Source organism: Variovorax saccharolyticus (assembly GCF_030316765.1).
GTDB lineage: Bacteria > Pseudomonadota > Gammaproteobacteria > Burkholderiales > Burkholderiaceae_C > Variovorax > Variovorax saccharolyticus.
In genome coordinates this window covers 567,927-590,798 of the sequence record NZ_JASZYT010000002.1, presented here as the reverse complement: position 1 = coordinate 590,798, position 22,872 = coordinate 567,927, and the positions used below count along the sequence as shown (strand labels likewise).

The window sequence follows — 22,872 nt, the reverse complement described above, 5'->3', positions numbered from 1 at the left end:
TCAACGCAGCTTCAGAGTCGACAGGCCGACCAGGCACAGCAGCATCGTGATGATCCAGAAGCGGACCACGACCTGCGTCTCGCGCCAGCCGCTCTTTTCGAAATGATGGTGCAGCGGCGCCATCTTGAGCACGCGCCGGCCTTCGCCGAAACGCTTCTTCGTGTATTTGAAGTAACTGACTTGCGCCATCACCGAGATCGCCTCGACCACGAAGATGCCGCCCATGATGAAGAACACGATCTCCTGGCGCACGATGACGGCGATGGTGCCGAGCGCGCCGCCGAGGGCGAGCGCGCCCACGTCGCCCATGAAGACCTGCGCCGGGTGGGTGTTGAACCACAGGAAGGCCAGGCCGGCACCGGCCATCGCCGAGCAGAACACCAGCAGCTCGCCCGAACCCGGGATGTGCGGGAACAGCAGGTAGCGCGAATACACCGCGCTGCCCGTGACATAGGCGAAGACGCCGAGCGCCGAGCCGACCATCACGACCGGCATGATCGCCAGGCCGTCGAGGCCGTCGGTGAGGTTCACCGCGTTGCTGGCGCCGACGATCACCAGGTAGGTCAGGATCACGAAGCCGATGCCGCCGAGCGGATAGCTGATCTCCTTGAAGAAGGGCACCAGCAGGTTGATCTTGGGCGGGAAGTCGAGGTCGAAGCCCGAGCGCACCCAGGCATAGAACAGTTCGAGCACGCGCCAGTTGGAGCTCTCGGAAATGCTGAACAGCAGGTAGAACGCGGCCACCAGCCCGACCACCGATTGCCAGAAGTACTTCTCGCGCGAGCGCATGCCCTCGGGGTCCTTGCGCACCACCTTGCGCCAGTCGTCGACCCAGCCGATGGCGCCGAAGCCCAGCGTGACCCACAGCACGATCCAGACGAACCGGTTCGAGAGGTCGAACCACATCAGCGTCGAGAAGGCGATCGAGAACAGCACCAGCACGCCGCCCATGGTCGGCGTGCCGCTCTTGGTCAGGTGGCTCTGCATGCCGTAGCTGCGCACCTGCTGGCCGATCTTCAGTGCGGTCAGGCGCCGGATCACGTAGGGGCCGGCAGCCAGCCCGAGCAGCAGCGCGGTCAGCGCCGCCATCAGCGCGCGGAAGGTCAGGTACTGGAAGACGCGCAGGAAGCCGAAGTCCGGCGACAGCGTCTGCAGCCACATGGCGAGGCTCAGCAGCATGGGCGCGACCTCGTCGGAAATTGATGCATGGCGGAACGGGCCTCGATGCGCGACTCATGCGGCATGACCGGCCTCCTTGTCTTGTTGTTGTGATTCGGCCCAGCCGGCGACGGCCTGGACCACGCGCTCCATCTGCATGAAGCGCGAGCCCTTGACCAGCACGCTGGCGGCCTGCGGCAGCTGCGCCCGGACGGCGGCGTTGAGCGAATCGATGTCTTCGAAATGCCGGCCCTCGCCGGCGGCGCCGGCTTCGCGATAGGCGGCGATGCCGTGCGCCGATTCGCGGCCGAGCGCGAACACCGCCTCGATGCCGCGCTCGCGCGCCCGCACGCCGATCTCGGCATGGAACTGCGGACCCTGGTCGCCGACCTCGCCCATGTCGCCGATCACCAGCAGGCGCGGGCCCGGCAGCGCGGCGAGGACGTCGATCGCGGCCAGCATCGAATCGGGATTGGCGTTGTAGGTGTCGTCGACCAGCGTGATCGAGCGCCCGCCGGCCAGCGCCAGCGCGATCGCCCGCGAGCGGCCCTTGACCGGCTCGAAGGCCGACAGGCCGTCGGCGATGCGGTCGAGCGAGACGCCGCTGGCCAGCGCGCAGGCGATCGCCGCCAGCGCATTGACGACGTTGTGCCGGCCGGCGATGCGCAGGGCGAAGCGCAGCTCGCCCAGCGGCGTGCGGGCGGCAACCTGCCAGGCGCCGTCGGACCAGTCGGCGGCCGCCAGCGCGATGTCGGCGCCGGCCTGCTCGCCGAAAGTCAGGCAGCGGCGCGGCGCGCCCCGCTGCGCGATCTCCCTCCACAGGGGAGTGAATTCGTCCGCGTACGGGAACACCGCGGTGCCCTGCGGCGGCAGCGCCTCGAACACCGCGCCGTTCTCGCGCGCCACCGCCTCGACCGTGGCCATGAATTCCTGGTGCTCGCGCTGCGCGTTGTTGACCAGCGCGATGGTCGGCCGCGCGATCCGCGCCAGCCGCTCGATCTCGCCCGGATGGTTCATGCCGAGTTCGACCACCGAGCGCTGGTGGCGCGCGCGCAGCCGCAGCAAGGTCAGCGGCACGCCGATCTCGTTGTTGAAATTGCCGGCCGTGGCCAGCGCGCCCTCGCCGCAGGCGGCGCGCAGGATCGACGCCACCATCTGCGTCACGGTGGTCTTGCCGTTGCTGCCGGTGACCGCGATCAGGGGCAGCTCGAACTGGGCGCGCCAGCCGGCCGACAAGGCGCCCAGCGCCGCCAGGCTGTCGGGCACTTCGAGGCCCGGCAGGCCCGCGGCCTCGAGGCCGCCATGGGCGATCGCGGCCACGGCGCCGCGGGCGCGGGCGTCGGGCAGGAACTGGTTGGCGTCGAAGCGCTCGCCCTTCAAGGCGACGAACAGGTCGCCGGCCGCCAGGGTGCGGGTGTCGGTGTGGACCCGCTGGATCGGTGTCGCGGGATCGCCGACCAGGCGCGCGCCGGGGATCCAGGCCAGGGCCTCGCCGAGGGTCATCATGGGGGTCGCTGCGGTGGTGCCGGTCATGTCGCGCTCCTCGCCGTGAGCGCATCGAGCGCGTGGCTGCGGTCCGAGAACGCGATCCGCTCGCCGGCGATCTCCTGCCACGCCTCGTGGCCGCGGCCGGCGAGCAGCACGACGTCTTCGGCGCGCGCCTGGGCCAGCGTCCCGGCGATCGCCCGCGCGCGGTCGGGCTCGACCTGCGCCGCTTCGGGCCGCGCCAGGCCCAGCAGGATCTGGCTGATGATCGCCGAGGGCTTCTCGCTGCGCGGGTTGTCGCTGGTCACCACCACGCGGTCTGCCTGCGTCTCGGCCACCGCGGCCATCATCGGCCGCTTGGCGCTGTCGCGGTCGCCGCCGCAGCCGAACAGGCACCACAGTGCGCCGCCGCGCTGGCGTGCCAGCGGCCGCAGGCCGGCCAGCGCCTTGTCGAGCGCATCGGGCGTGTGGGCGTAGTCGACCACCACCAGGGGACGCCCGGGCAGGCTCAGGCGCTCCATGCGGCCCGGCACGCTGTCCAGGCCGCTGCAGGCGCGCACGGCCGCCTCCAGCGACAGGCCGAGCGCGCGCAGCGCACCCAGCACGCCCAGCAGGTTGGCGACGTTGTACTGGCCGATCAGCGAGGTCGCGAGACGCTGCGGCGCCACGCCATCCTCGAGCACCGAGAAGACCAGTCCTTGCGCGTCGTAGCCGATGTCGTCCGCCCGCAGCCGGGCCGGGGCGCCCTCGGCAGACACGGTCCAGACATCGAGCGCGCCGACACCGTGCTCGATCAGGTTGGCCACCAGGGCCGCGCCGTGCACGTCGTCGATGTTGACCACCGCGGCACGCAGGCCGGGCCAGCGGAACAGCTCGGCCTTGGCCTGCCAGTAGGCATCCATGCTGCCGTGGTAGTCCAGATGATCCTGAGTGAAGTTGGTGAACACCGCCACCGCGATCCGGCTGCCGTCGAGGCGGCGTTCGGCGATGCCGATCGACGAGGCCTCGATCGCGCAGGCGCCGAATCCGCGGTCGACGAAGGCGCGCAGTTCACGCTGCAGCATCACGGGGTCCGGCGTCGTGAGGCCGGTGTAGGTCAGGTCGGGCGGCACGCCGATGCCCAGCGTGCCGACCACGGCGCAGGGCTTGCCCACGGCATCGGGCGTCCCGACCGACAGCGCCTGCGCCAGCCACCAGGCGGTCGAGGTCTTGCCGTTGGTGCCGGTGACCGCGACCAGTTCGAGTTCGGCCGAGGGCGTGTCGTAATAGGCGGCCGCGATCGGTCCGGTCGCGGCCTTGAGGCCGGCATAGGTGGCGATCGCCTCGCCCTCGAAGGCATAGGCCGCGCTGCCCTCCGCTTCGACCAGGCAGGCCGCAGCGCCCTGCGCGAGCGCCTGGGCGACGAAACGCCGGCCGTCGGTCGCGGCGCCGGGCCAGGCGATGAAGCCATCGCCCGCAGCCACCGGGCGGCTGTCGGCATGCAGCGCGCCGCGCACGCGCGAGCGCAGCCAGGCAGCGGCTTCATCGGGGCTGTGCAGCGTCGTCATGGTCATCAGAAGCTCTCTTCCACGCCCTTGGTCACGACCAGGGGTTTGACTGCGAGATCGGGCGCCACGTTCATCATGCGCAGGGTCTGCTGCACGACTTCGCTGAACACCGGCGCCGCCACCAGGCCGCCGAAGTACTGTCCGTTGCTCGGCTCGTCGATCATCACCGCGACGATGATGCGGGGCTTCTCGATCGGCGCCATGCCGGTGAACCACGAACGGTACTGCTTGCTCGCGTAGCCCTTGCCGACCTGCTTGTGCGCGGTGCCCGACTTGCCGCCCACCGAGTAGCCGATGGTCTGCGCCAGCGGACCGGTGCCGCCGGGGCCGGCCGCCATCTGCAGCATCTTGCGCACCGCCAGCGCGTTCTGGGCCGAGAACACCTTGACGCCGACCGCCGGCTCGGGGCTCTTGAGGATCGTCGCCGGGATGATGTCGCCGTCGTGCGCGAAGGCGGTGTACGAATGCGCCATCTGGAACAGCGAGGCCGACAGGCCGTAGCCGTAGGCCATGGTGGCCTGCTCGACCGGCTTCCACGACTTCCAGGGCCGCAGCCGCCCCGTGACCGCGCCCGGGAACTGGATCTGCGGCTTCTGGCCATAGCCCAGCGCGGTGTAGGTGTCCCACATCTCGCGCGGCGCCATCTTCTGGGCGATCTTGAGCGCGCCGATGTTGCTCGACTTCTGGATCACGCCCTCGACCGTCAGCGAGCCGTAGTTGTGGGTGTCGCTGATCGTGAAGCCGCCCAGGCTCATGCGTCCGGGGGCGGTGGAGATCACCGTCTGCGGCGTCACGCGGCCGGCCTCCAGCGCCATCCCGACCGTGATCGGCTTCATGGTCGAACCGGGCTCGAAGGTGTCGGTCAGCGCGCGGTTGCGTAACTGTTCGCCGGTCAGGTTCTGCCGCTTGTCGGGCACGTAGCTCGGGTAGTTGGCCAGCGCCAGCACCTCGCCGGTGATGGCATCCAGCACCACCACGCTGCCGGCCTTGGCCTTGTGCATCGTCACGGCGTCGCGCAGCTTCTGGTAGGCGAAGAACTGCACCTTGCTGTCGACGCTGAGCTGAATGTCCTTGCCATCCAGCGGCGGCACCTGCTCGCCGACGCCCTCGACCACGCGGCCCAGGCGGTCCTTGATGACGCGGCGCGAGCCGGCCTTGCCGGCCAGGTCCTTGTTGAAGGCCAGCTCGATGCCTTCCTGGCCGTGGTCCTCGACATTGGTGAAGCCCACCACGTGCGCGGCGGATTCGCCCTCGGGGTACTGGCGCTTGTATTCCTTGCGCTGGTAGATGCCCTTGATGTTGAGCGCGGCGATCTGCTTGGCAATGGGCTCGTCGACCTGTCGCTTGACCCAGACGAAGGTCTTGTCCTCGTCCTCGAGCTTCTTGTCGAACTCCTTCTGCGGCATCTCGAGCAGCTTGGCGACCTGCTTGAGCTTGGCCTTGACCTCCGGGTCGTCGCGCTCGATGTCCTCGGGGATCGCCCAGATGCTCGGCGCCACCACGCTGGAGGCCAGCAGCAGGCCATTGCGGTCGAGGATCCGGCCGCGGTTGGCGGGCAGCTCCAGCGTGCGCGTGAAGCGGACCTCGCCCTGGCGCTGGAAGAAGGCGTTGTCCAGCACCTGCACATAGGCCGCGCGGGCCGCCAGAAGCACGAAGCCGCCGGCGATCGCCGCGACGATGAACTTGCTGCGCCAGACCGGGGTCTTGCTGGCCAGCAGGGGGCTGGTCGTGTACTGGACGCTGCGACGAGCCATCAGTGCGCTCCCTTCGAAGGCGCGGCGCGGCCGGCCGGCGTGGTGGCCGGCGGCGGCGCCACGGCCGGGATCACGGTGCCGTCGGCGCGAACGTACTGCGTGATGGCCGGCGTGGTGGTGCGCATCTTGAGCTGCTCCTTGGCCAGCTTCTCGACCCGCAGCGGCGTCGCCTGGGCGCGCTTCTCGACCTGAAGCCGGTCGCGGTCGAGCTCCAGGCGGCGCGCCTCGAGCTCGATGCGGTGCAGCTCGGTGAAGAGCTGGCGCGACAGGTACTGCGTGTGGACGAGGTAGACCGCCGAGCCGAGCACGGCGATCAGCAGCAGCAAGTTGAGGCGGGCCATGTCAGAGCCCCTCGGCCGTGCGTTCGGCGACGCGCAGGATCGCGCTGCGCGAGCGCGGGTTGCCGTCGACCTCGGCCTTCGAAGGCTTGACGCGCGCCAGGGCCTTGAGCTTCATCGCCTTCGGCGCCGCGAAGGGCGCGCGGCGGTCGTAGACCTCCTTCGAATGCTGGGCGATGAACTGCTTCACGATGCGGTCTTCCAGCGAATGGAAGCTGATCACCGCGAGGCGGCCCCCGGGCTGCAGCACGGAGAGGCTCGCCTCTAGCGCCTGTTGCAGCTCTTCAAGCTCGGCGTTGATGAAAATCCGAAAAGCCTGAAATGTGCGCGTTGCAGGGTTCTGGCCCGGCTCGCGGGTTTTGACCGTGCCAGCCACGAGCTCGGCCAGCTCGGCGGTGGTTGAAATTGAGCCCCGTTCTTGTCGGCGAGCAACAATCGCCTTTGCAATCTGAACAGCAAACCGTTCTTCGCCATAGTCACGAATCACCTCCGCAATCTGTTGCTGCTCGGCTGTCGCCAGCCATTCGGACACGCTCTCGCCGCGCGTGGTGTCCATGCGCATGTCGAGCGGTCCGTCGAAACGAAAAGAAAAACCCCGTGCGGGGTTGTCGATCTGGGGGGAACTGATGCCGAGGTCCATCAGCAGGCCGGCCACGCTGCGAGGCGGCAGTTCCCCGAGGTCCCGGAACCCCTGGTGCCGAATGGAAAAACGCGCATCCTCGATGCGCGCTGCTTCGGCCACCGCTTCCGCGTCCTTGTCGAACGCGATCAGCCGGCCCTCCGGCCCCAGCCTGGCCAGGATCGCGCGGGCATGGCCGCCGCGCCCGAAAGTCGCATCCACATAGGTGCCCGCGGCCTGCGACGGGTCCGGAAAAAGAGCATCCACCGCCTCCTTCAGCAGGACGGTGGTGTGGGTCCACGGCTGTTCCACTGCGCGCCTCAGAACGAAAAGTCCTGGAAGACATCGGGCATCTCGCCCTGGGTGGCTTCGGCTTCCTTGGCTTCGTAGGTCGCCTTGTCCCAGAGTTCGAAGTGATTGCCCATGCCCAGCAGCAGAGTGTCGCGCGAGATGCCCGCAGCGGCACGCAATTCCGGGGAGATCAGCACGCGGCCGGTGCCGTCCATCTCGACGTCCACGGCATTGCCGAGGAAGACCCGCTTCCACCACTGCGCCGACATCGGCAGCGCGGCGATGCGCTCGCGGAACTTCTCCCATTCGGGCCGCGGGAACACCATCAGGCAGCCGTGCGGATGCTTGGTGATGGTGAGTTGGCCGGCGGCGGTCGCGCTCAGGACGTCACGATGCCGGGTCGGCACGGAGAGCCTCCCCTTGGCATCCAGACTGAGCGATGAAGCGCCTTGAAACACGACCACGAGACCCCGGTGGTGGGACTTGCCGCAGGACCCGAATCAGGTCTTGCTCGACACTTTTTCCCACTTAACTGCACTTTTTTGCACTGTAGCAGGAAACGCCTACTCCGCAACCGGGCTTCGGGGGTATTTTTTGTAATGGAATCAACGACTTAGCGGTGTTTTTGCAACTGGCAAAACACCGAATTCCGTTGCAAATGAAGCACTTAGCTCACGCACTGAAAGTAATGCGTGAGCCGCGTCCTACGACGGAGGCCTCAAAGAATGAATCTAGAAAGGTCTTCGTCGTGACTTAGTGCCTGCAGCCGCTGGTCGACATAGGCCGCGTCGATGCGCACCGCCTGGCCGTCGAGCTTGGCGGCATCGAAGCTCACTTCGTCGAGCAGGCGCTCCATCACGGTCGACAAGCGGCGCGCACCGATGTTCTCGGTCCGCTCGTTGACCTCGAAGGCGATGCTCGCCAGCCGCGTGATGCCCTCGGGCGTGAACTCCAGCGTGACGCCCTCGGTCGCCAGCAGGGCCTGGTACTGCTTCACCAGCGAGGCCTGGGTCTGGGTCAGGATGCTCTCGAAGTCAGCCACCGACAGCGACTGCAGCTCGACCCGGATCGGGAAGCGGCCCTGCAGCTCGGGGATCAGGTCGCTCGGCTTGCTCAGGTGGAAGGCACCGCTGGCGATGAACAGGATGTGGTCGGTGCGCACCACGCCGTACTTGGTGCTGACCGCGGTGCCCTCGACCAGCGGCAGCAGGTCGCGCTGCACGCCCTGGCGCGAGACGTCGGCACCCTGCGCCTCGCTGCGGGTCGCGACCTTGTCGATCTCGTCGATGAAGACGATGCCGTTCTGCTCGGCGTTGTGGATCGCCTGCGAGCGGATCTCGTCCTCGTTGACCAGCTTGGCAGCCTCCTCGTCGATCAAGAGGCGCATCGCCTCGGCGATCTTGAGCTTGCGGGTCTTGCGCTTGGCCTGGCCCAGCTGTCCGAACATGCCGCGCAGCTGCTCGGTCATTTCCTCCATGCCGGCCGGCCCCATGATCTCGAGCGGCTGGCGCGCCTCGGCCAGGTCGATCTCGATCTCCTTGTCGTCCAGTTCGCGCTCGCGCAGCTTCTTGCGGAAGGCCTGGCGGGTCGGGTTGGCGGTGTCGCTGGCGGCGCCGTCGGGCAGCCGGGCCGGCGGCAGCAGCACGTCGAGGATGCGCTCCTCGGCCGCGTCCTCGGCCCGCATCCGGACCTTGGCGCTCTCGGTCTCGCGGGTCTGCTTGATCGCGATCTCGGCCAGGTCGCGGATGATCGAGTCGACATCCTTGCCGACATAGCCGACCTCGGTGAACTTGGTGGCTTCCACCTTGATGAAGGGCGCATCGGCCAGCCGTGCCAGCCGACGAGCGATCTCGGTCTTGCCGACGCCCGTGGGGCCGATCATGAGGATGTTCTTGGGCGTGATCTCGGAGCGCAGCTTCTCCTCGACCTGCTGGCGGCGCCAGCGGTTGCGCAGCGCGATGGCGACCGCGCGCTTGGCATCGGGCTGCCCGACGATGTGGTGGTCGAGCTCGGAGACGATTTCCTGGGGGGTCATGGACATGGAGGGACTCGCGCTTCTCAAAGGGTCTCGACCGTGTGGTGCATGTTCGTGTAAATGCAGAGATCGCCGGCGATCTCCAGCGATTTCTTCACGATCTGCTCTGCGGACAGCTCGGAATTGTCGAGCAGCGCCTTGGCCGCGGCCTGCGCGTAGGCGCCGCCGGATCCGATCGCGATGATGCCGTTCTCGGGCTCCAGCACGTCGCCGTTGCCGGTGATGATCAGCGAGGTGGTGGCATCGGCCACCGCCAGCATGGCCTCGAGGCGGCGCAGCACGCGGTCGGTGCGCCAGTCCTTGGTGAGTTCGATGGCGGCACGCGCCAGGTGGCCCTGGTGCTTCTCGAGCTTGGCCTCGAAGCGCTCGAACAGAGTGAAGGCATCGGCGGTCGCGCCCGCGAAGCCGGCCAGCACCTTGCCGTGGTAGAGCCGGCGCACCTTGCGCGCCGTGCCCTTGATGACGATGTTGCCGAGCGTGACCTGGCCGTCGCCGCCGATGGCGACCTGGTCAGGGGCGCCGGCAATCTTGCGGCGGACGCTGACGATCGTGGTTCCGTGAAATTGTTCCATCGAAGCAACTTCAGGGCGAAGGCCCGGATCTCAAGCCCCGGCGTCGGCCGCGGTCAGTCTTTTCTGAGCGAAACCGAGGCGTGGTCGGCGATGCCGATGACGTCGAAGAAGGCCGCGACCAGCCGGTGGGCATCGACGAACTGCAGGCTCTGGCCGCGGCCGTGGTGGTCGGTGACCCAGTTGAGCAGCGTGCCGGCGGCAGCGAAATCGATCCGCACCAGGGCCGCGCACGAGACGACGGGCGCCGGCTCCTCGGCCAGCTCGGCGTCGAGCCGCTGCCAGGTCGAAAGCGATTCGCCGACCAGTTCGCCGACCAGCTGGCCGCGCCCGGCGCCTGCAGCGGCCGGCGCCGGGGCGTCGGAATCGAGCGAGAAGGCCTTCGCGGCCGGCTTCGGCGCCGGCGTGTCCGGATCGAGCGACGCGTAGTTGCCCTTGGGATCCTCCCAGGGCGGCGGCGACACCTCGTAGGTGATGCAGTAGTTGAGCGCCAGCAGTTCGAACTCGTCGGCCCGGTGCATCACGCGCAGCGCGGCCATGTGCAACTGCCACCAGACCGCATCGACGCCGCGGTCGTTGGCCGGCGTGGCTTCGGCCAGCGCCAGCAGCAGCCGGTCGCCGCCGCGGAAACGCAGCTGCACGGTGGAGTCGGCCCAATGGGTGAACAGGGCCCGCAACGGCCCGGCGGCGTCGGGCTCGATGGCCTCGAGCCCGCTCCAGTCGAGCCGCCAGGACGGGCCCGCGGCGCCGAGGGCGCGCGTCAGGCCGATCAGGCCCTCGCGCGCCAGCCGCGGCGGGCTGGCCCAGTCGGCCTCGCCGGCCGCCACGGACGATGGTGGCTGCGGCTGCGCCGCGCTCGAGGCACGGGCCGAATTCGCCAAGGCCCGGAACGACATCCATTCGGGCGCCGCCAGTTTCATGCGCTGCGCATAGCGGGTGCTGGCGGCCACGAACTTCTCGGCATCGCCGGTGGCGCGATAGAGATCGAGCAGCGTGCGCCAGGTGTCGTCGTGCTCGCTGGTCTGGCTGTCGGGCGCCAGCGCCTGCAGCAGGATCGCCTCGGCGCCCGCATCGTCGCCATGGGCATAGCGGATCGCGGCCTCTTCGATGCTGCCGTCGTGCGCCGGCAGCTGCACCTGCAGCCCCTGGACCCCGCCCTGCGGCACGCCAGGCACGGTGTCGGCATAGGCCCGCGCATGCTGCTCGGCCATCTGCGAACCATCGGCGGGCGGCGCCCCCTCAGCGGCCGGTGCCGCAGCGCGGGGGTCGCGTCCCTTCCACCACTGCTGGGACATCTGCTCTTCGATCTCGTCGATCTTCTTGAGCGTGAGTGCCCGGCCATCCGACTTGCCGGAGGTGCTGCTGACGTTGAAGGAAGACGGCGTGGCCGCCGGATCGCGTCCGCCGGCCGCCTCGCGCTGGCGCAGCTTGCGCAGCATGTCGAACTCGCGGCGGCGCACGAAGTCGTTGCGCTGCCGCCGCTCGATCATCTCCTTGAGCATTTCACGGCTGTAGCCGTTTTCGAGCGTCGACGAGTCGTCGGCGTCGAGTTCGGACCAATCCTTCAGGGGATTGCGAACGAACTTCGCCACCTTCGACAGCAAGCGACCGGAATCTTCCTTGGCCATGCGCAGCGTCTCCGTTCGACTCCCGGGGAATCAGTCGCCGAACATTTTCTGCTTCAGCTCGCGGCGCTGCTGTGCTTCGAGCGACAGCGTGGCGGTCGGGCGCGCCAGCAGGCGGCCGACGCCGATCGGTTCGCCAGTCTCGTCGCAGTAGCCGTAGTCGCCGGCGTCGATGCGCTGGATCGACTGTTCGATCTTCTTCAGCAGCTTGCGCTCGCGGTCACGGGTGCGCAGCTCGAGCGCGTGCTCTTCCTCGATGGTGGCGCGATCGGCCGGATCGGGCACGACCACGGTGTCCTCGCGCAGGTGCTCGGTGGTCTCGCCGGCGTTCTCGAGGATGCCGCGCTTGAGTTCCTGCAGCTTCAGGCGGAAGAACGCCATCTGCTTCTCGTTCATGTACTCGGAGTCCGGCATCGCGATCACTTCGGCGTCGGAGAGCTCCTCGGGCGACTTGGTCTTCCAGTTGTTGACCAGCTTGGGGTCTTTCTTGACCGCGATCGGCGGCGGCGGCACCAGCGCGTTCGAGGTGATCTGCACGAAGCTGGACTTGGCCGCCGTGGAAGCCACCGATTGCGGCATGGAAGGAACCGTGAGCTGGGACAGCCGCGACACCCGGCCGCCGCGGGCGGGGGCGGCAGTCGTTGCGGGCGTCGCCGGGACGGAGGTGGTGGAGGCGGCAGCCGTTTTTTTCATGGGACTCGATGGTGCAGGTGGCGCGGCGTGGGGGCCGGCCGGTTTGGAGGAGGGGGTGCTTGCGACCGCCGCAGGGGCCGGGCTCCGGGTGGGAGGCTTGGGCGCCGCGGCGGGCTTGGCGGAAACCTTCTTCGCCGCGGGTACAGCCTGCTTGGCCGCCACCGTCTTCTTGACGGCCGGCTTCGAAGCGGGCGTGGGCTTGGCGGCGGGTTTCTTCACGGTGACTGGCTCCTTCGTTGGACTCGGACGCGCATTCAAATCATGGGGGCTCGCCGAATGGCGAACCCCGGGGTTATACCCCCGAATTCAGCCTCGAAACGCGCCCGGCCCTATGCCGGAAGTCACACTTGGTCAAAGAAGGTCGATCGCAGCTCCCGGAACAGGCGCGCGATTGTATAGAGAACCCCGGCCGGCGGGCCGCTGGATCAGACCAGGCACTGGTCCAGGCCTTGTTCCAGGATCTCGCGCGGCATGTCGATGCCGATGAATACCATGCGGCTGGTGCGCTTTTCGTCGGCGCCCCAGGCCGGGCCGAGGTCGCTGCCCATGAGCTGGTGCACGCCCTGGAAGATCACCTTGCGCTCGGTGCCCTGCATGTGGAGGACGCCCTTGTAGCGCAGCATCCGCGGGCCGTAGATGTTGACGATGGCGCCCAGGAAGTCTTCCAGCCGGGCCGGATCGAAGGCCCGGTCGGAGCGGTAGACGAAGCTCTTGACGTCGTCGTCGTGATGGTGGTGGTGGCCATGGCCCTCGTGCGCATGCGAGGGATGGTCGCAATGCTCGCCATGCGCGTGGTCATGGTCGTGGTCGTGCGCCTCTTCCTCCTTGAGGAAGTCCGGGTCGATGTCCAGCTTGGCATTGAGGTTGAAGCCGCGCAGGTCGAACACGTCCTTGATCGGCACCTCGCCGAAATGCACCTTCTGCTGCGGCGCGCGCGGGTTCATGTGCTTGAGCCGGTGGATCAGCGCCTCGGTTTCTTCCTCGGCGACCAGGTCGCTCTTGCTGATGAATATCTGGTCGGCGAAGCCGACCTGGCGGCGCGCCTCCTGGCGGTCGTTGAGCTGCTGCGGGGCGTGCTTGGCATCGACCAGGGTCAGGATCGAGTCGAGCAGGTAGCTCTCGGCGATCTCGTCGTCCATGAAGAAGGTCTGGGCCACCGGGCCGGGGTCGGCCAGGCCGGTGGTCTCGATCACGACGCGGTCGAAGTCGAGCAGGCCCTTGCGCTTCTTGGCCGCCAGCAGCTGCAAGGCCTCGCGCAGGTCTTCGCGGATGGTGCAGCAGATGCAGCCGTTGCTCATCTGGACGATCTGCTCCTTCGACTCGGTGACCAGGATGTCGTTGTCGATGTTCTCCTCGCCGAACTCGTTCTCGATCACGGCGATCTTCTGGCCGTGGGCCTCGCTCAGGATGCGCTTGAGCAGGGTGGTCTTGCCGGAGCCGAGGAAGCCGGTGAGGATGGTGGCGGGAATGAGGGCCATGGGGATGCTCCGGGGAAACGAGGGGAACGGGTAGTGCGGGGGAAGGCGGGAAGTTTAGCGACGGCCGCCCGGCCCCGCGTCGGCAGGGACAAAGGCTACTTGCGCACCACCACCAGACCTTTCAAGTACTCGCCCTCGGGGAACTCGACGGTCATCGGATGGTCGGGCGCGGCGCCCAGGCGCTCGGTGATGTAGCCGTCGACCCCGGCATCGATGCCGGCCGACGCCACGATCTTGTGGAACAGGTCGGCGCCGATGCCGCCCGAGCACGAGAAAGTCAGCAGGTGGCCGCCCGGCGCCAGCAGCTTGAAGGCCTGCCGGTTGAGGTCCTTGTAGGCCCGCGCGGCGCGCTCGGCGTGGGCCACCGTGGGGGCGAACTTCGGCGGGTCGAGCACGATCGCATCGAACTGCCGGCCCTCGTCGACGAAGCGGCGCAGGCTGGCGTTGACATCGGCGTCCAGGAACTCGGTGCGGGCCGCATCGAAGCCGTTGAGCGCCACGTGGGCCCGCGCGCGCTCCAGCGCCGGCTGCGACGAATCGATGGAGATCAGCTCGGCGCCCTCGATCGCGCCCGCCGCCTCGAGACCGGCCAGGGCGGCGACCGTGAAGCCGCCGGTGTAGCAGAAGCAGTTGAGCACGCGCCGAAAGCGGCGCCGCTCGGCCAGCTCGGCGAAGCGCCGGCGGCTGTCGCGCTGGTCGAGGTAGAAGCCGGTCTTGTGGCCGGTCGCGATGTCCAGGCCCAGCTGCCAGCCGTGCTCGCGGATGCGCAGCTCGGTCGGGCCGCTGCCGCGCAGCCAGCCGGTGACCGGCTTCAGCCCCTCGCGCTCGCGGCCGCTCGCATCGGAGCGCTCGTAGAGCTTGTCCAGGCCGGTGGCGGCCAGCAGGGCATCGGCCAGCGGCGCCTTCCAGCGCTCGACGCCGGCCGACAGGAACTGCGCCACCAGCGTGTCGCCATAGCGGTCGACGATCAGGCCCGGCAGGCCGTCGGCCTCGCCATGGACGAGGCGCATGCCGTCGCTCTGGAGGTCGAACAGCGCGCGCGCCCGGACCGCCTGAGCGACCCGCCCCGCCAGGAAGGCGGCGTCGATGCGCTGGGCCTCGTCGAAGCTCCAGGCGCGGGCGCGGATCTTCGAGTGCGGGCTGTACGCTGCCCAGGCCAGGAAACGGCCGTCCTCGGCCTCGATGCGGACCGTCTCGCCGGCGTCGCCGCCGCCCTTGGCGATCGCGGATTCGAAGACCCAGGGGTGGCGGCGCAGCAGCGAACGCTCCTTGCCGGACCGCAGACGGAGAAGCTTCATGGGTTCCTGCTCTTGTTCTTTCGCAGCGCGTCGCCGATCGGCGGCGGACTGTCGTCGCGGGCCCGGGCCCGCGGATGGGCGGCATCGTAGGCCTTGGCCAGATGCTGGAAATCGAGCCGCGTGTAGACCTGGGTGGTGGAGATGTTGGCATGGCCCAGCAGTTCCTGGACCGCGCGCAGGTCGCTGCTGGACTGCAGCAGGTGGCTGGCGAAGGAGTGGCGCAGCATGTGCGGGTGCACCGGCGCGGTCAAGCCGGCCTTGAGGCTGCGCGCGCGCAGCTGCTTCCAGACCGCATGGGCCGACAGGCGGTTGCCGTTGCGGCCGATGAAGAGGGCCGCGGCGCTGCCGGGATCGCGCAGCCGCGCGGCTTCGAGCCCGGCGCAGTCGTCGCGCAGCGCCAGCCAGGCCTGCAGCGCCTCGAGCGCCTTGCTGCCGACCGGAACGATGCGGCGCTTGCTGCCCTTGCCGAGCACCTGGGCCTCGGCGGCGTCGGGGTCGATCCAGCCCCGGGCGCCGCTGCTCGCGCGCACGTCCAGGCCGACCAGCTCGCCCACACGCAGGCCGCAGCCGTAGAGCAGCTCGACGATCGCGCGGTCGCGCGCTTCGTCCCAGGGGTCGGCTTCGGCGTCGTGCAGTTCGGCCAGCCGCACCGCCTCGTCGACCGCCAGTGCCTTGGGCAGCGGCCGGGCAGCCTTCGGTGCATGGACGTCCTGCACCGGGTTCGATCCGACCCGCCCCTCGTTGCCGAGCCAGCGGTAGAAGCTGCGCCAGCACGACAGCACCAGCGCGATGCCGCGCGACTCGCGGCCGGCGCCGTGCAGCTGGGCCATCCAGCGCCGGACGTGGGCGGTCTGCACCTGTTCGAGCGCCAATCCGGCCGTAGCGGCGTTCCGCGCCAGCGTCGCCAGGTGGATGGCATACAGCTCGACCGTACGCGCCGCGAGCCGGCGCTCGACCCGCACGTATTCGAGGTACTTCTCGATCTGGACCGGCAGCGCGGGCAGCGCGGCGTCAGTGGAGGTAGCCATTGGCAGCATTGTTGACGATTGCAAAGGGCTCACGCAACGCGCCCTTGAAGGCCATGCCCCAGGTCTGCCAGCAGCTGCTGGTCGCGGCGGCGAACTGGACCTCGAACAGGCGGTCGAAGCCGGTCGCGCGCACCAGCCGCTCGGCCCGCCACAGGTGATAGGGCTCGGTCACGATGACCACGCTGCGGATGCCCGCGGCCTCCAGCACCCCGCGCGACATCGACAGGTTCTCCCGGGTCGACTGCGACGCCGGCTCCAGCAGCAGCGCACCGGTGTAGCCCGCGCTGCGCGCATGCTGCTCCATCACTTCGGCCTCGATGCGGCCGTCCTCGCGATCGACGCCGCCCGAGAACACCAGCTGACGCACGGTGCCGGCCTGCGCCAGCGCCAGGCCGGCATCGACCCGGCCGGTCAGGCAGGGGTTCGGCCGGCCATCCTTGTAGGCCCGGTTGCCGAGGATCAGCGCCGCATCGGCGGGGCGCTGCGGCGGCTCGGCCAGGCGGGCGAGCGCATTGCGCCAGACCATCAGGTGGATCGCGGCGTAGCCGGCCACGAGGATCGCGAGAGCGCCCCAGGCGCCGCGCCGCAGGTGCCGGTTCAAGGCCGCAGGCGCGACAGCGCGCCCGAGGCCAGCTCGGCGATGCGCTCCAGGAAGTCGGTGCCCATCTCGGCGTTGTAGCGCTGGGCATCCGGCGAAGCCAGCACCAGCAGGCCGAAGGCCGCGGCCTCGGGCTCGGGCCGCAGAGGGATCAGGGCGATCGACACCGCGGCCTGCGGCTCGGCCAGCCAGCCCGCCGCCTCGAAGCCGGAGTTCAGGCCGCAGTACGGCGCAGTCAGCGAGGTGGCGAGCGCCTTCACGTCGTCGCTGACCCATTGGGCGTAGGGCTCGGCCTGGTAGGCGCTGTCGCAGTCCCAGACCTTGATCGCGGTCTGCGGCACCAGGAACAGGCTCTGCAGCTGGCCGGCGATCTGCGCCGGCAGCAGGCGCGGGTCCCGCGTGGTCAAGAGGCCGCGGGTCCAGCGCTGCAGGCGGTCGGCCGTGACCACGTTCTCGGTGCCGTGGCGCACCATGTCCATCACGCGGTGCTCGAGCGCCTTGATCTTCTCGCGCAGCATCTCGGCCTGGCGCTCCTGCAGGCTGACGGCACGGTTGCCGTGCGGGCTGGTCAGCTGCACCTGCCCGAGCAGCTGGGCATGGCGCTCGAAGAAGTCGGGCGTGTTCGAGAGGTAGTTGGCGATGTCGTCTTCGGTGATCGGGTTCATGGCGTTGGAGTTGAAATTGTTCATGACGCGTCCGGCACCTCGATGTCGCCTTCGAACACGGTGACCGCGGGGCCGGTCATCAGCACCGGTGAGCCGTCGCCGGCCCATTCGATGGTGAGCAGGCCGCCGCGGGTCTGGACATCGACCCGGGCATCGAGCAGGCCGAGCCGGATGCCCGCCACCACCGCCGCGCAGGCGCCGGTGCCGCAGGCCAGGGTCTCGCCGGAGCCACGCTCGAAGACACGCAGGCGAACCTGCGCGCGGTCCACCACCTGCATGAAGCCGGCGTTGACGCGCTGCGGAAAACGGGGATGGTGCTCGATCAGCGGGCCCTGGACCGCGACCGGCGCGGTATCGACGTCGGCGACGATCTGCACCGCGTGCGGGTTGCCCATCGACAGCACGGCCACGGCGACGATGGCGCTGCCGGCGTGGGTGTCGAGCGCCAGGTGCCAGGTGTGCCAGCCGCCCTCGGGCTGCGGGTCGAGCCCGGCGGTGTCGAAGGGCACGCGGGCGGTCTCGAAGACCGGCGCGCCCATGTCGACCGTGACCCGGCCATCGGCCCCCATGCGCGGCTCGATCACGCCCGACAGGGTCTGCACGCGCACCGCGTCCTTGGCCGTCAGTTGGCGCTCGCGCACGAAGCGCATGAAGCAGCGCGCGCCATTGCCGCATTGCTCGACTTCGCCGCCGTCGGCGTTGTGGATCACGTACTGGAAGTCGATGTCGGCCGAGGGCGATGGCCGCACCGAGAGGATCTGGTCGGCGCCGACGCCGAAGTGGCGGTCGGCCAGGAAGCGGTACTGCGCCGCATCGAGACCGAGCGGCGCACGGGTTTCGTCCAGCACGACGAAGTCGTTGCCGGCGCCCTGCATCTTGGTGAAGCGGATTCGCATCCGGGGATTATCTGCTGCCCCGCAGCGGCGTCCCAGACCGGCGATACCGAGCTAGAACCTGCGGTTGTAGGTGAAGATCAGCCCCGCGGTGCCGAGCGCCCCCACCTGCACCGCATCCGCCCGGGTCAGCCGGTAGCCGATCGCCGGGATGATGCCGAGGCCGAAGCCGTTGTGATTGAACGGCACCTTGTCCTTGTACTCGTCCTTGTAGCCGTAAATGATGCCGCCCGACAGCTTGGCGTAGATCGCGGGGTTGCCGAACAGCCCCTCCCAGCGATAGCCGTAGTAGGCGTAGGCGGAGGGCTGGCCGAAAGAATTCTGGAACGCCGAGAAGCCCCAGATCCAGCCGTCGGGCTGGTTGCGCTCGAGGCCCAGCAGGTACACATGCGTGTGCTCGTCCTCGTTGCTGAAGTGGATCGCGAAAGGGCCGACGACCGCTTCCCACCAAGGCTTGCTGAATGGATCCTGAACTTCGGCCGACTGGCCGAAGGCGCCCCGGGACGCCAGGCAAATCAAGGCGACGCTGATTGACGCAGCGGTCCGGACATTCATCTGGACCGGATTCTGCCTCGAATGCTCAGTCGGGCTTCAACTTTCGTACTCGCGCCCAGGTTTCCAAAATTTTCAGCGCCTCGTCATCCAGCTTCTGCTCGGCCGCCGGAACGCGCTGCGCCAACGGCGCGCCGGCTTCCTGCCGCAGCAGGTCGACATCGATCGGATGGCGCGCCGCGACAGGCAGGCCCACGAAGGCTGCGCCCGACTGCGCCAGCGAAGCCGCATAGAAGAGCGGCCCGATGCCGGCGATGCGCATGGCCGCGACGCACAGCGCGCAGGGTTCGCAGGAGGTGTAGAGCTCGCAGCCGCTCAGGTCGACGGTCTGCAGCCTGCGGCAGGCGTCCCGGATGGCCTCGATCTCGCCATGCGAGGTCGGATCGGAATGCGCCACCGAATGGTTGAAGCCTTCGCCGACGATCTCGCCGTCCTTCACCACGACGGCGCCGAAGGGCTCGGTGCCGGGGGTCTGCAGGGCCTGGGCCGACAGCGCGATGGCGCGCCGCATGAATCGCTCCTGGTACATGGCGGGTTCCTCGCTGCCGGATGTCAGATCAATGCGCCGTCGCGGGCGACGATGCGGCCGCCGGCCACCACCCGGCGGCGCACCGGCCGCGCCACGATGGCTTCGGCGACGCTCCGGGCCTCGACCAGCACCAGGTCGGCACGGTCGCCCGGCGCCAGGCCGTAGGCGGCGAAACCGCAGCCGCGCGCACCGGCGTAGGTGACGCAGTCGAGCGCGACATCGAGTTCGTCGTCGCGGCGCAGGTTGTAGCGCAGGCCGATCAGCATCGCGCGCTCGAGCATGTCGGGGTTCCCGTAGGGCGACCAGGTGTCGCGGATGCCGTCGTTGCCGCCCAGCACCGTGAGGCCGGCCTGGCGGCAGGCCATCAGCGGCGGCACGCTGCGCGACGCCGGTGCGCTGGTGATCAGCACCAGGCCCAGCTGCGCCATGCGCGCGATCAGCGGATCGCGCTCGGGCGGCGGCAGGTCGCCGAGGCAGAAGCCGTGGCTGATCGCGACCCGGCCCTGCATGCCGAGCGCGGCCACGCGGTCCATGATCAGCCCGAGCGAGAAGGCGCCCATGGCGCCGGGCTCGTGCAGGTGGATGTCGATGCCGCAGCCGCGGCGCTCGGCGATGCCGAACAGCACGTCCAGCGAGCGCACCGGGTCGCCGTCGATGGCGCAGGGATCGAGGCCGCCGAGCAGGTCGGCGCCCTCGGCCATCGCCTGCTCGAGCAGCGCCTCGGTGCCGGGCCGCAGCAGCAGTCCCGACTGCGGAAAGGCGACGATCTGGATCTGCTGCGTCGCCTGCATTGCGCTGCGGGTGCCGATCACGCCCTCGAGGTGGCGCAGCCCGGCCTGCGTGTCGATGTCGACATGGGTGCGCAGCCGGGTCGTGCCGCGCGCCAGGAAGGCCCGGGCCAGCGCCAGCGACTGGCCGGCGGCGTCGTGGCCGCTGGCATGGCGGAAGGCGCGCTCGTTGTCGATCTTGTCGACCAGCCGGCTGCCGACCTCGTTGCGGTACCAGTCCATGCCCCAGAGCGTCTTGTCGAGATGCGTATGGCCTTCGACCAGACCCGGCAGCAGCAAGGCGCCGCCGCCGTCTTCCTCTTCGGTCGGCAGCTCCGCGGGCGGCGCCAGTGCGGCGCCGATCGCCGCGATCCGGCCGTCGCGCACGAGCAGGTCGACCGGCGCCTTGCCCAGGGGCCGGACGTTGCGGATCAGGAGGGCATGAGGCAGGGACATGGAACGCTTCGGCAGGAGGACGACGAAGCCTCCATGGTACGAGGTGAGGCGATGCCGAACCGCATGCTGCACCCCGAATGGGGAGACATCTTGAAGGCCTGCCGCCGCCGCCGGGAGTTGTTGCGCAAAAGCCGCAGGCAAGGACTAATGCGCGGCGTCGCAACTGAATTTCCACCCCCGATGAGCCCCATTCCCGCCTGCATCGCCCTCCTCCTTGCGTTGCTGCTCTGCGTGCCCTGGCGCCTGCTGCGGCCCCGGGCGGCCGCGCCGAACCGGCCCGCCGTCACCCGCCTCGCCCATGCCCCCGGCCCGCGCGCGCGCACCGACGTGCGCCAGCTGCTGCACCAGATGTCGGAGTCGCTGCGCGGCCGGCTGCAGGCGGCCGGCATGGCGCTCGAACTGGCGCTGCCGGCCGATGCCTTGCCGGTGGTGCTCGATCGCTCGGGCATGCAGGAGGTGCTGGCCCGCATCGTCGATCTGGCCTGCCGCGCGATGCACGCAGGCAGCACGCTGAAGGTGCTCGGCCGAATCGACGGCGCCCATGCCGTGGTCAACTTCATCGATGCCGCACCGGGCCTCGACGAGCCGCGGCTCGCACGCTGCTTCGACGCCGCGGCGGCACGCAGTCCGCGCCTGCGCGGCGACCTCGACGCGATCGCGAGCGTCGCCCTCTGCGAGCAGATCGTGAGCGATCACCGTGGGCGCATCTATGCCGCGCCGTCGCCGCTCGGCGGCCTGGGCATCACGCTGCGCCTGCCGCTGGAACGCACGGCGGCCGAGCACGCGCGCGGCTTCGGCGCCTCGTCCCTGCTCTCCTGATCCTGCGCTTCCCTTGCTCTTCCGGACCATGCCGCAGAATGTGGCCCGCCCTCCCCCGCCATGCCTCGCCTGACCCTCTTCCGAAAGATATTCCTCGCGCTCGCCGTCCTGCTGCTGGCCCTCTTGCTGATCTTCGCGAGCTTCTCCTGGCTCGGCCTGCAGCGGGGACTCGGCCCCTATGTGGCCGAGGTCGAGCTCCGGCGCATGGACTGGTTCGCGGAGATCCTCAAGAAGCAGCACGCGGCCGAGGGCAACTGGAACTCGCTGCGCGACGACGAGGAGACCTGGTTTCACCTGCAGATGTCGCCCTTCCGTCCGCAAGGACGGCCCGGCGGCGGTACCCCTTCCAGCGAGCCGGACAGCGGCGCCAAGCGCTCCGTTCCGCCGTGGCCGCCGCGCGACTTCCGCCCGCCGCCGTGGCAGGACGGGCCGCCCTTCTCCCCCCCGAGCGGGCCGCGCGGGATGCTGCCGCCCGAACTGCTGCCGCCGCGCATGACCCTGCCGCTGCCCCCGCCGGGATCGATGAGGGACCCTCGCAACCACCCCGACTCGATCTACCGGCGCCTGGGCCTGGTCGACGCCGCCGACCACTGGATCGCCGGCGCCCGCGTCGATCCCGCCACCGCGGCCCGGCTGCCGCTGCGCGACGGCGATCGCATCATCGGCGTGCTCCTGCTGGCACCGCTCGAAGGCCTGGAGACCGAGGCCGATCGCGCCTTCGTCGCCCGGCAATCGAGCTTCGTGGTCTGGACCGGCATCGCCGGCCTCGCCATCGCGCTGCTGCTGTCGTGGCTGCTGGCGCGGCGCTGGTTCGCGCCGATCGAGGCCCTGACCGAGGGTGCCGAGCGCATCGCGCAAGGCCGCCTGGACGCCCGCGTGCCGGTCCGCGGCCAGGATGAACTGGCCTTGCTGGGCCGGACCTTCAACGACATGGCCGAACGCCTGGACGGCATCGAGTCCTCGCGCCGCGCCTGGCTGGCGGATGTCGCGCACGAGCTGCGCACGCCGCTGGCCGCGATGCGGGCCGAGATCGAGGCGCTGCAGGACGGCGTGCGCAGCTTCGACGACAAGGCGGCGCTGCGCCTGCACCGCCAGGTGATGCGGCTCAGCCAGCTGGTCGACGACCTGCGCAGCAGCATGCGCGACCGCGGCGAGGAGGCCCCGCCCCCTTTCGTCACGGTGTTCCCGCTGGCGCTGCTGGAAGAGGCCCTGGCCCTGACGCGCGAACGCTTCGCGCAGCACGGCATCGCCGTCGACGCGGCCGGACTCGAACAATTGTCGGCACAGTGCCGCCCCGCGCTGCAGGGCGATCCGCGCCGCCTGCACATGGTCTGTGTGAACCTGCTGGAAAACACGCTGTCCTACACCGATGCCGGCGGTCGGCTCGAGATCGGCGCGCGGATCGAGGGCGCGGCGGGCAGCGAGCGGCTGGTATTGCGCTTCGACGACAGCGCGCCCGGCGTCGCGGCCGCCGAGCTGCCGCGGCTGTTCGAGCGGCTGTTCCGCAGCGAGGCCTCGCGCAGCCGGGCCCTGGGTGGCTCCGGGCTCGGGCTGGCGATCTGCCGCGCGACGGTCGAGGCGCACGGCGGCAGCATCGTCGCGGCGCCATCGCCGCTGGGAGGGCTGCGCATCGTCTTGACGCTGCCCCTGACGCACACGGAAACGCTGCCTTGAG

General features: G+C 69.5%; 22 protein-coding genes. 2 read left to right on the top strand and 20 right to left on the bottom strand.

All coding sequences use genetic code 11. The annotated features are described in order from the left end of the window. From mraY to QTI45_RS08870, 20 genes are all read right to left on the bottom strand, one after another. Positions 1 to 1,179 (bottom strand): phospho-N-acetylmuramoyl-pentapeptide-transferase, encoded by a 1,179-nt coding sequence (mraY, locus tag QTI45_RS08965; protein WP_286368863.1) that lies wholly within the window; start codon positions 1,177 to 1,179, stop codon positions 1 to 3. Positions 1,180 to 1,233: 54 nt separating this feature from the next. After that, positions 1,234 to 2,691 (bottom strand): UDP-N-acetylmuramoyl-tripeptide--D-alanyl-D-alanine ligase, encoded by a 1,458-nt coding sequence (locus QTI45_RS08960; RefSeq protein ID WP_286654095.1) that lies wholly within the window; start codon positions 2,689 to 2,691, stop codon positions 1,234 to 1,236. Next, positions 2,688 to 4,190: a UDP-N-acetylmuramoyl-L-alanyl-D-glutamate--2,6-diaminopimelate ligase gene (locus QTI45_RS08955; protein WP_286654315.1), complete on the bottom strand. Its 1,503-nt coding sequence runs from the start codon at positions 4,188 to 4,190 to the stop codon at positions 2,688 to 2,690. The genes QTI45_RS08960 and QTI45_RS08955 overlap by 4 nt, the downstream gene beginning before the upstream one ends. 5 nt (positions 4,191 to 4,195) lie before the next feature. Then, positions 4,196 to 5,944: a peptidoglycan D,D-transpeptidase FtsI family protein gene (locus tag QTI45_RS08950; RefSeq protein ID WP_286368860.1), complete on the bottom strand. Its 1,749-nt coding sequence runs from the start codon at positions 5,942 to 5,944 to the stop codon at positions 4,196 to 4,198. Then, positions 5,944 to 6,285: a cell division protein FtsL gene (ftsL, locus tag QTI45_RS08945; protein ID WP_286654094.1), complete on the bottom strand. Its 342-nt coding sequence runs from the start codon at positions 6,283 to 6,285 to the stop codon at positions 5,944 to 5,946. Before ftsL ends, QTI45_RS08950 begins: the two co-directional genes overlap by 1 nt. Position 6,286: 1 nt before the next feature. Next, complete coding sequence (rsmH, locus tag QTI45_RS08940; RefSeq protein WP_286654093.1) at positions 6,287 to 7,213, bottom strand: 16S rRNA (cytosine(1402)-N(4))-methyltransferase RsmH; 927 nt, start codon at positions 7,211 to 7,213, stop codon at positions 6,287 to 6,289. 8 nt (positions 7,214 to 7,221) lie between these two features. Beyond that, a complete protein-coding gene (gene mraZ / locus QTI45_RS08935; protein ID WP_286654314.1) occupies positions 7,222 to 7,650 on the bottom strand; it encodes a division/cell wall cluster transcriptional repressor MraZ in 429 nt (142 codons plus the stop codon). Between the two features lie 260 nt (positions 7,651 to 7,910). Beyond that, positions 7,911 to 9,233, bottom strand: coding sequence for an ATP-dependent protease ATPase subunit HslU (hslU, locus tag QTI45_RS08930; protein WP_286654092.1), 1,323 nt, complete (start codon positions 9,231 to 9,233; stop codon positions 7,911 to 7,913). Positions 9,234 to 9,250: 17 nt separating this feature from the next. Next, positions 9,251 to 9,799 carry an ATP-dependent protease subunit HslV gene (gene hslV / locus QTI45_RS08925; RefSeq protein ID WP_286368856.1) on the bottom strand — a complete coding sequence of 183 codons (549 nt, stop codon included), beginning with the start codon at positions 9,797 to 9,799 and terminating at the stop codon, positions 9,251 to 9,253. 53 nt (positions 9,800 to 9,852) lie between these two features. Continuing rightward, complete coding sequence (locus QTI45_RS08920) at positions 9,853 to 11,424, bottom strand: STAS domain-containing protein (protein ID WP_286654091.1); 1,572 nt, start codon at positions 11,422 to 11,424, stop codon at positions 9,853 to 9,855. A gap of 30 nt (positions 11,425 to 11,454) precedes the next feature. Further along, positions 11,455 to 12,114: an RNA polymerase-binding protein DksA gene (gene dksA / locus QTI45_RS08915; protein WP_444813260.1), complete on the bottom strand. Its 660-nt coding sequence runs from the start codon at positions 12,112 to 12,114 to the stop codon at positions 11,455 to 11,457. Positions 12,115 to 12,539: 425 nt separating this feature from the next. Next, positions 12,540 to 13,592, bottom strand: a complete 1,053-nt coding sequence (locus QTI45_RS08910) for a CobW family GTP-binding protein (RefSeq protein WP_286368853.1) — start codon at positions 13,590 to 13,592, stop codon at positions 12,540 to 12,542. A 95-nt stretch (positions 13,593 to 13,687) separates the two neighbouring features. After that, positions 13,688 to 14,890, bottom strand: coding sequence for a class I SAM-dependent rRNA methyltransferase (locus QTI45_RS08905; RefSeq protein WP_286654090.1), 1,203 nt, complete (start codon positions 14,888 to 14,890; stop codon positions 13,688 to 13,690). Beyond that, positions 14,887 to 15,918: a tyrosine recombinase XerC gene (locus tag QTI45_RS08900; protein WP_286654089.1), complete on the bottom strand. Its 1,032-nt coding sequence runs from the start codon at positions 15,916 to 15,918 to the stop codon at positions 14,887 to 14,889. Before QTI45_RS08900 ends, QTI45_RS08905 begins: the two co-directional genes overlap by 4 nt. After that, positions 15,902 to 16,519 carry a YdcF family protein gene (locus QTI45_RS08895; RefSeq protein WP_286368850.1) on the bottom strand — a complete coding sequence of 206 codons (618 nt, stop codon included), beginning with the start codon at positions 16,517 to 16,519 and terminating at the stop codon, positions 15,902 to 15,904. Before QTI45_RS08895 ends, QTI45_RS08900 begins: the two co-directional genes overlap by 17 nt. Next, positions 16,516 to 17,205: a DUF484 family protein gene (locus QTI45_RS08890; protein WP_286368849.1), complete on the bottom strand. Its 690-nt coding sequence runs from the start codon at positions 17,203 to 17,205 to the stop codon at positions 16,516 to 16,518. The genes QTI45_RS08895 and QTI45_RS08890 overlap by 4 nt, the downstream gene beginning before the upstream one ends. After that, positions 17,202 to 18,077: a diaminopimelate epimerase gene (dapF, locus tag QTI45_RS08885; RefSeq protein WP_286654088.1), complete on the bottom strand. Its 876-nt coding sequence runs from the start codon at positions 18,075 to 18,077 to the stop codon at positions 17,202 to 17,204. Before dapF ends, QTI45_RS08890 begins: the two co-directional genes overlap by 4 nt. A 51-nt stretch (positions 18,078 to 18,128) precedes the next feature. After that, positions 18,129 to 18,629 carry an ABC transporter ATP-binding protein gene (locus tag QTI45_RS08880; RefSeq protein ID WP_286654087.1) on the bottom strand — a complete coding sequence of 167 codons (501 nt, stop codon included), beginning with the start codon at positions 18,627 to 18,629 and terminating at the stop codon, positions 18,129 to 18,131. A gap of 25 nt (positions 18,630 to 18,654) precedes the next feature. Continuing rightward, positions 18,655 to 19,155: a nucleoside deaminase gene (locus tag QTI45_RS08875; RefSeq protein ID WP_286368846.1), complete on the bottom strand. Its 501-nt coding sequence runs from the start codon at positions 19,153 to 19,155 to the stop codon at positions 18,655 to 18,657. Between the two features lie 23 nt (positions 19,156 to 19,178). After that, complete coding sequence (locus tag QTI45_RS08870) at positions 19,179 to 20,378, bottom strand: amidohydrolase family protein (RefSeq protein ID WP_286368845.1); 1,200 nt, start codon at positions 20,376 to 20,378, stop codon at positions 19,179 to 19,181. 180 nt (positions 20,379 to 20,558) lie between these two features. Between QTI45_RS08870 and QTI45_RS08865 the strand changes: the two genes are divergently transcribed. Further along, positions 20,559 to 21,197 (top strand): ATP-binding protein, encoded by a 639-nt coding sequence (locus QTI45_RS08865; RefSeq protein WP_286654086.1) that lies wholly within the window; start codon positions 20,559 to 20,561, stop codon positions 21,195 to 21,197. Positions 21,198 to 21,257: 60 nt separating this feature from the next. Then, the gene (locus QTI45_RS08860) at positions 21,258 to 22,871 is read left to right on the top strand and encodes an ATP-binding protein (RefSeq protein WP_286654085.1); all 1,614 of its coding nucleotides are present in this window, start codon (positions 21,258 to 21,260) and stop codon (positions 22,869 to 22,871) included. Position 22,872: the final 1 nt, after the last annotated feature.

Excerpts from the sequence above, each read along its gene's own strand:
- QTI45_RS08950 (WP_286368860.1), bottom strand. The coding sequence starts at position 5,944 with ATGGCTCGTCGCAGCGTCCAGTACACGACCAGCCCCCTGCTGGCCAGC.
- QTI45_RS08865 (WP_286654086.1), top strand. The coding sequence starts at position 20,559 with ATGAGCCCCATTCCCGCCTGCATCGCCCTCCTCCTTGCGTTGCTGCTC.
- QTI45_RS08905 (WP_286654090.1), bottom strand. The coding sequence starts at position 14,890 with ATGAAGCTTCTCCGTCTGCGGTCCGGCAAGGAGCGTTCGCTGCTGCGC.
- QTI45_RS08920 (WP_286654091.1), bottom strand. The coding sequence starts at position 11,424 with ATGGCCAAGGAAGATTCCGGTCGCTTGCTGTCGAAGGTGGCGAAGTTC.
- ftsL (WP_286654094.1), bottom strand. The coding sequence starts at position 6,285 with ATGGCCCGCCTCAACTTGCTGCTGCTGATCGCCGTGCTCGGCTCGGCG.
- dapF (WP_286654088.1), bottom strand. The coding sequence starts at position 18,077 with ATGCGAATCCGCTTCACCAAGATGCAGGGCGCCGGCAACGACTTCGTC.
- QTI45_RS08900 (WP_286654089.1), bottom strand. The coding sequence starts at position 15,918 with ATGGCTACCTCCACTGACGCCGCGCTGCCCGCGCTGCCGGTCCAGATC.
- QTI45_RS08910 (WP_286368853.1), bottom strand. The coding sequence starts at position 13,592 with ATGGCCCTCATTCCCGCCACCATCCTCACCGGCTTCCTCGGCTCCGGC.
- hslU (WP_286654092.1), bottom strand. The coding sequence starts at position 9,233 with ATGTCCATGACCCCCCAGGAAATCGTCTCCGAGCTCGACCACCACATC.
- QTI45_RS08870 (WP_286368845.1), bottom strand. The coding sequence starts at position 20,378 with ATGTCCCTGCCTCATGCCCTCCTGATCCGCAACGTCCGGCCCCTGGGC.
- QTI45_RS08955 (WP_286654315.1), bottom strand. The coding sequence starts at position 4,190 with ATGACGACGCTGCACAGCCCCGATGAAGCCGCTGCCTGGCTGCGCTCG.
- QTI45_RS08960 (WP_286654095.1), bottom strand. The coding sequence starts at position 2,691 with ATGACCGGCACCACCGCAGCGACCCCCATGATGACCCTCGGCGAGGCC.
- hslV (WP_286368856.1), bottom strand. The coding sequence starts at position 9,799 with ATGGAACAATTTCACGGAACCACGATCGTCAGCGTCCGCCGCAAGATT.
- mraY (WP_286368863.1), bottom strand. The coding sequence starts at position 1,179 with ATGCTGCTGAGCCTCGCCATGTGGCTGCAGACGCTGTCGCCGGACTTC.
- QTI45_RS08875 (WP_286368846.1), bottom strand. The coding sequence starts at position 19,155 with ATGTACCAGGAGCGATTCATGCGGCGCGCCATCGCGCTGTCGGCCCAG.
- QTI45_RS08860 (WP_286654085.1), top strand. The coding sequence starts at position 21,258 with ATGCCTCGCCTGACCCTCTTCCGAAAGATATTCCTCGCGCTCGCCGTC.
- dksA (WP_444813260.1), bottom strand. The coding sequence starts at position 12,114 with ATGAAAAAAACGGCTGCCGCCTCCACCACCTCCGTCCCGGCGACGCCC.
- QTI45_RS08890 (WP_286368849.1), bottom strand. The coding sequence starts at position 17,205 with ATGAACAATTTCAACTCCAACGCCATGAACCCGATCACCGAAGACGAC.
- QTI45_RS08880 (WP_286654087.1), bottom strand. The coding sequence starts at position 18,629 with ATGAATGTCCGGACCGCTGCGTCAATCAGCGTCGCCTTGATTTGCCTG.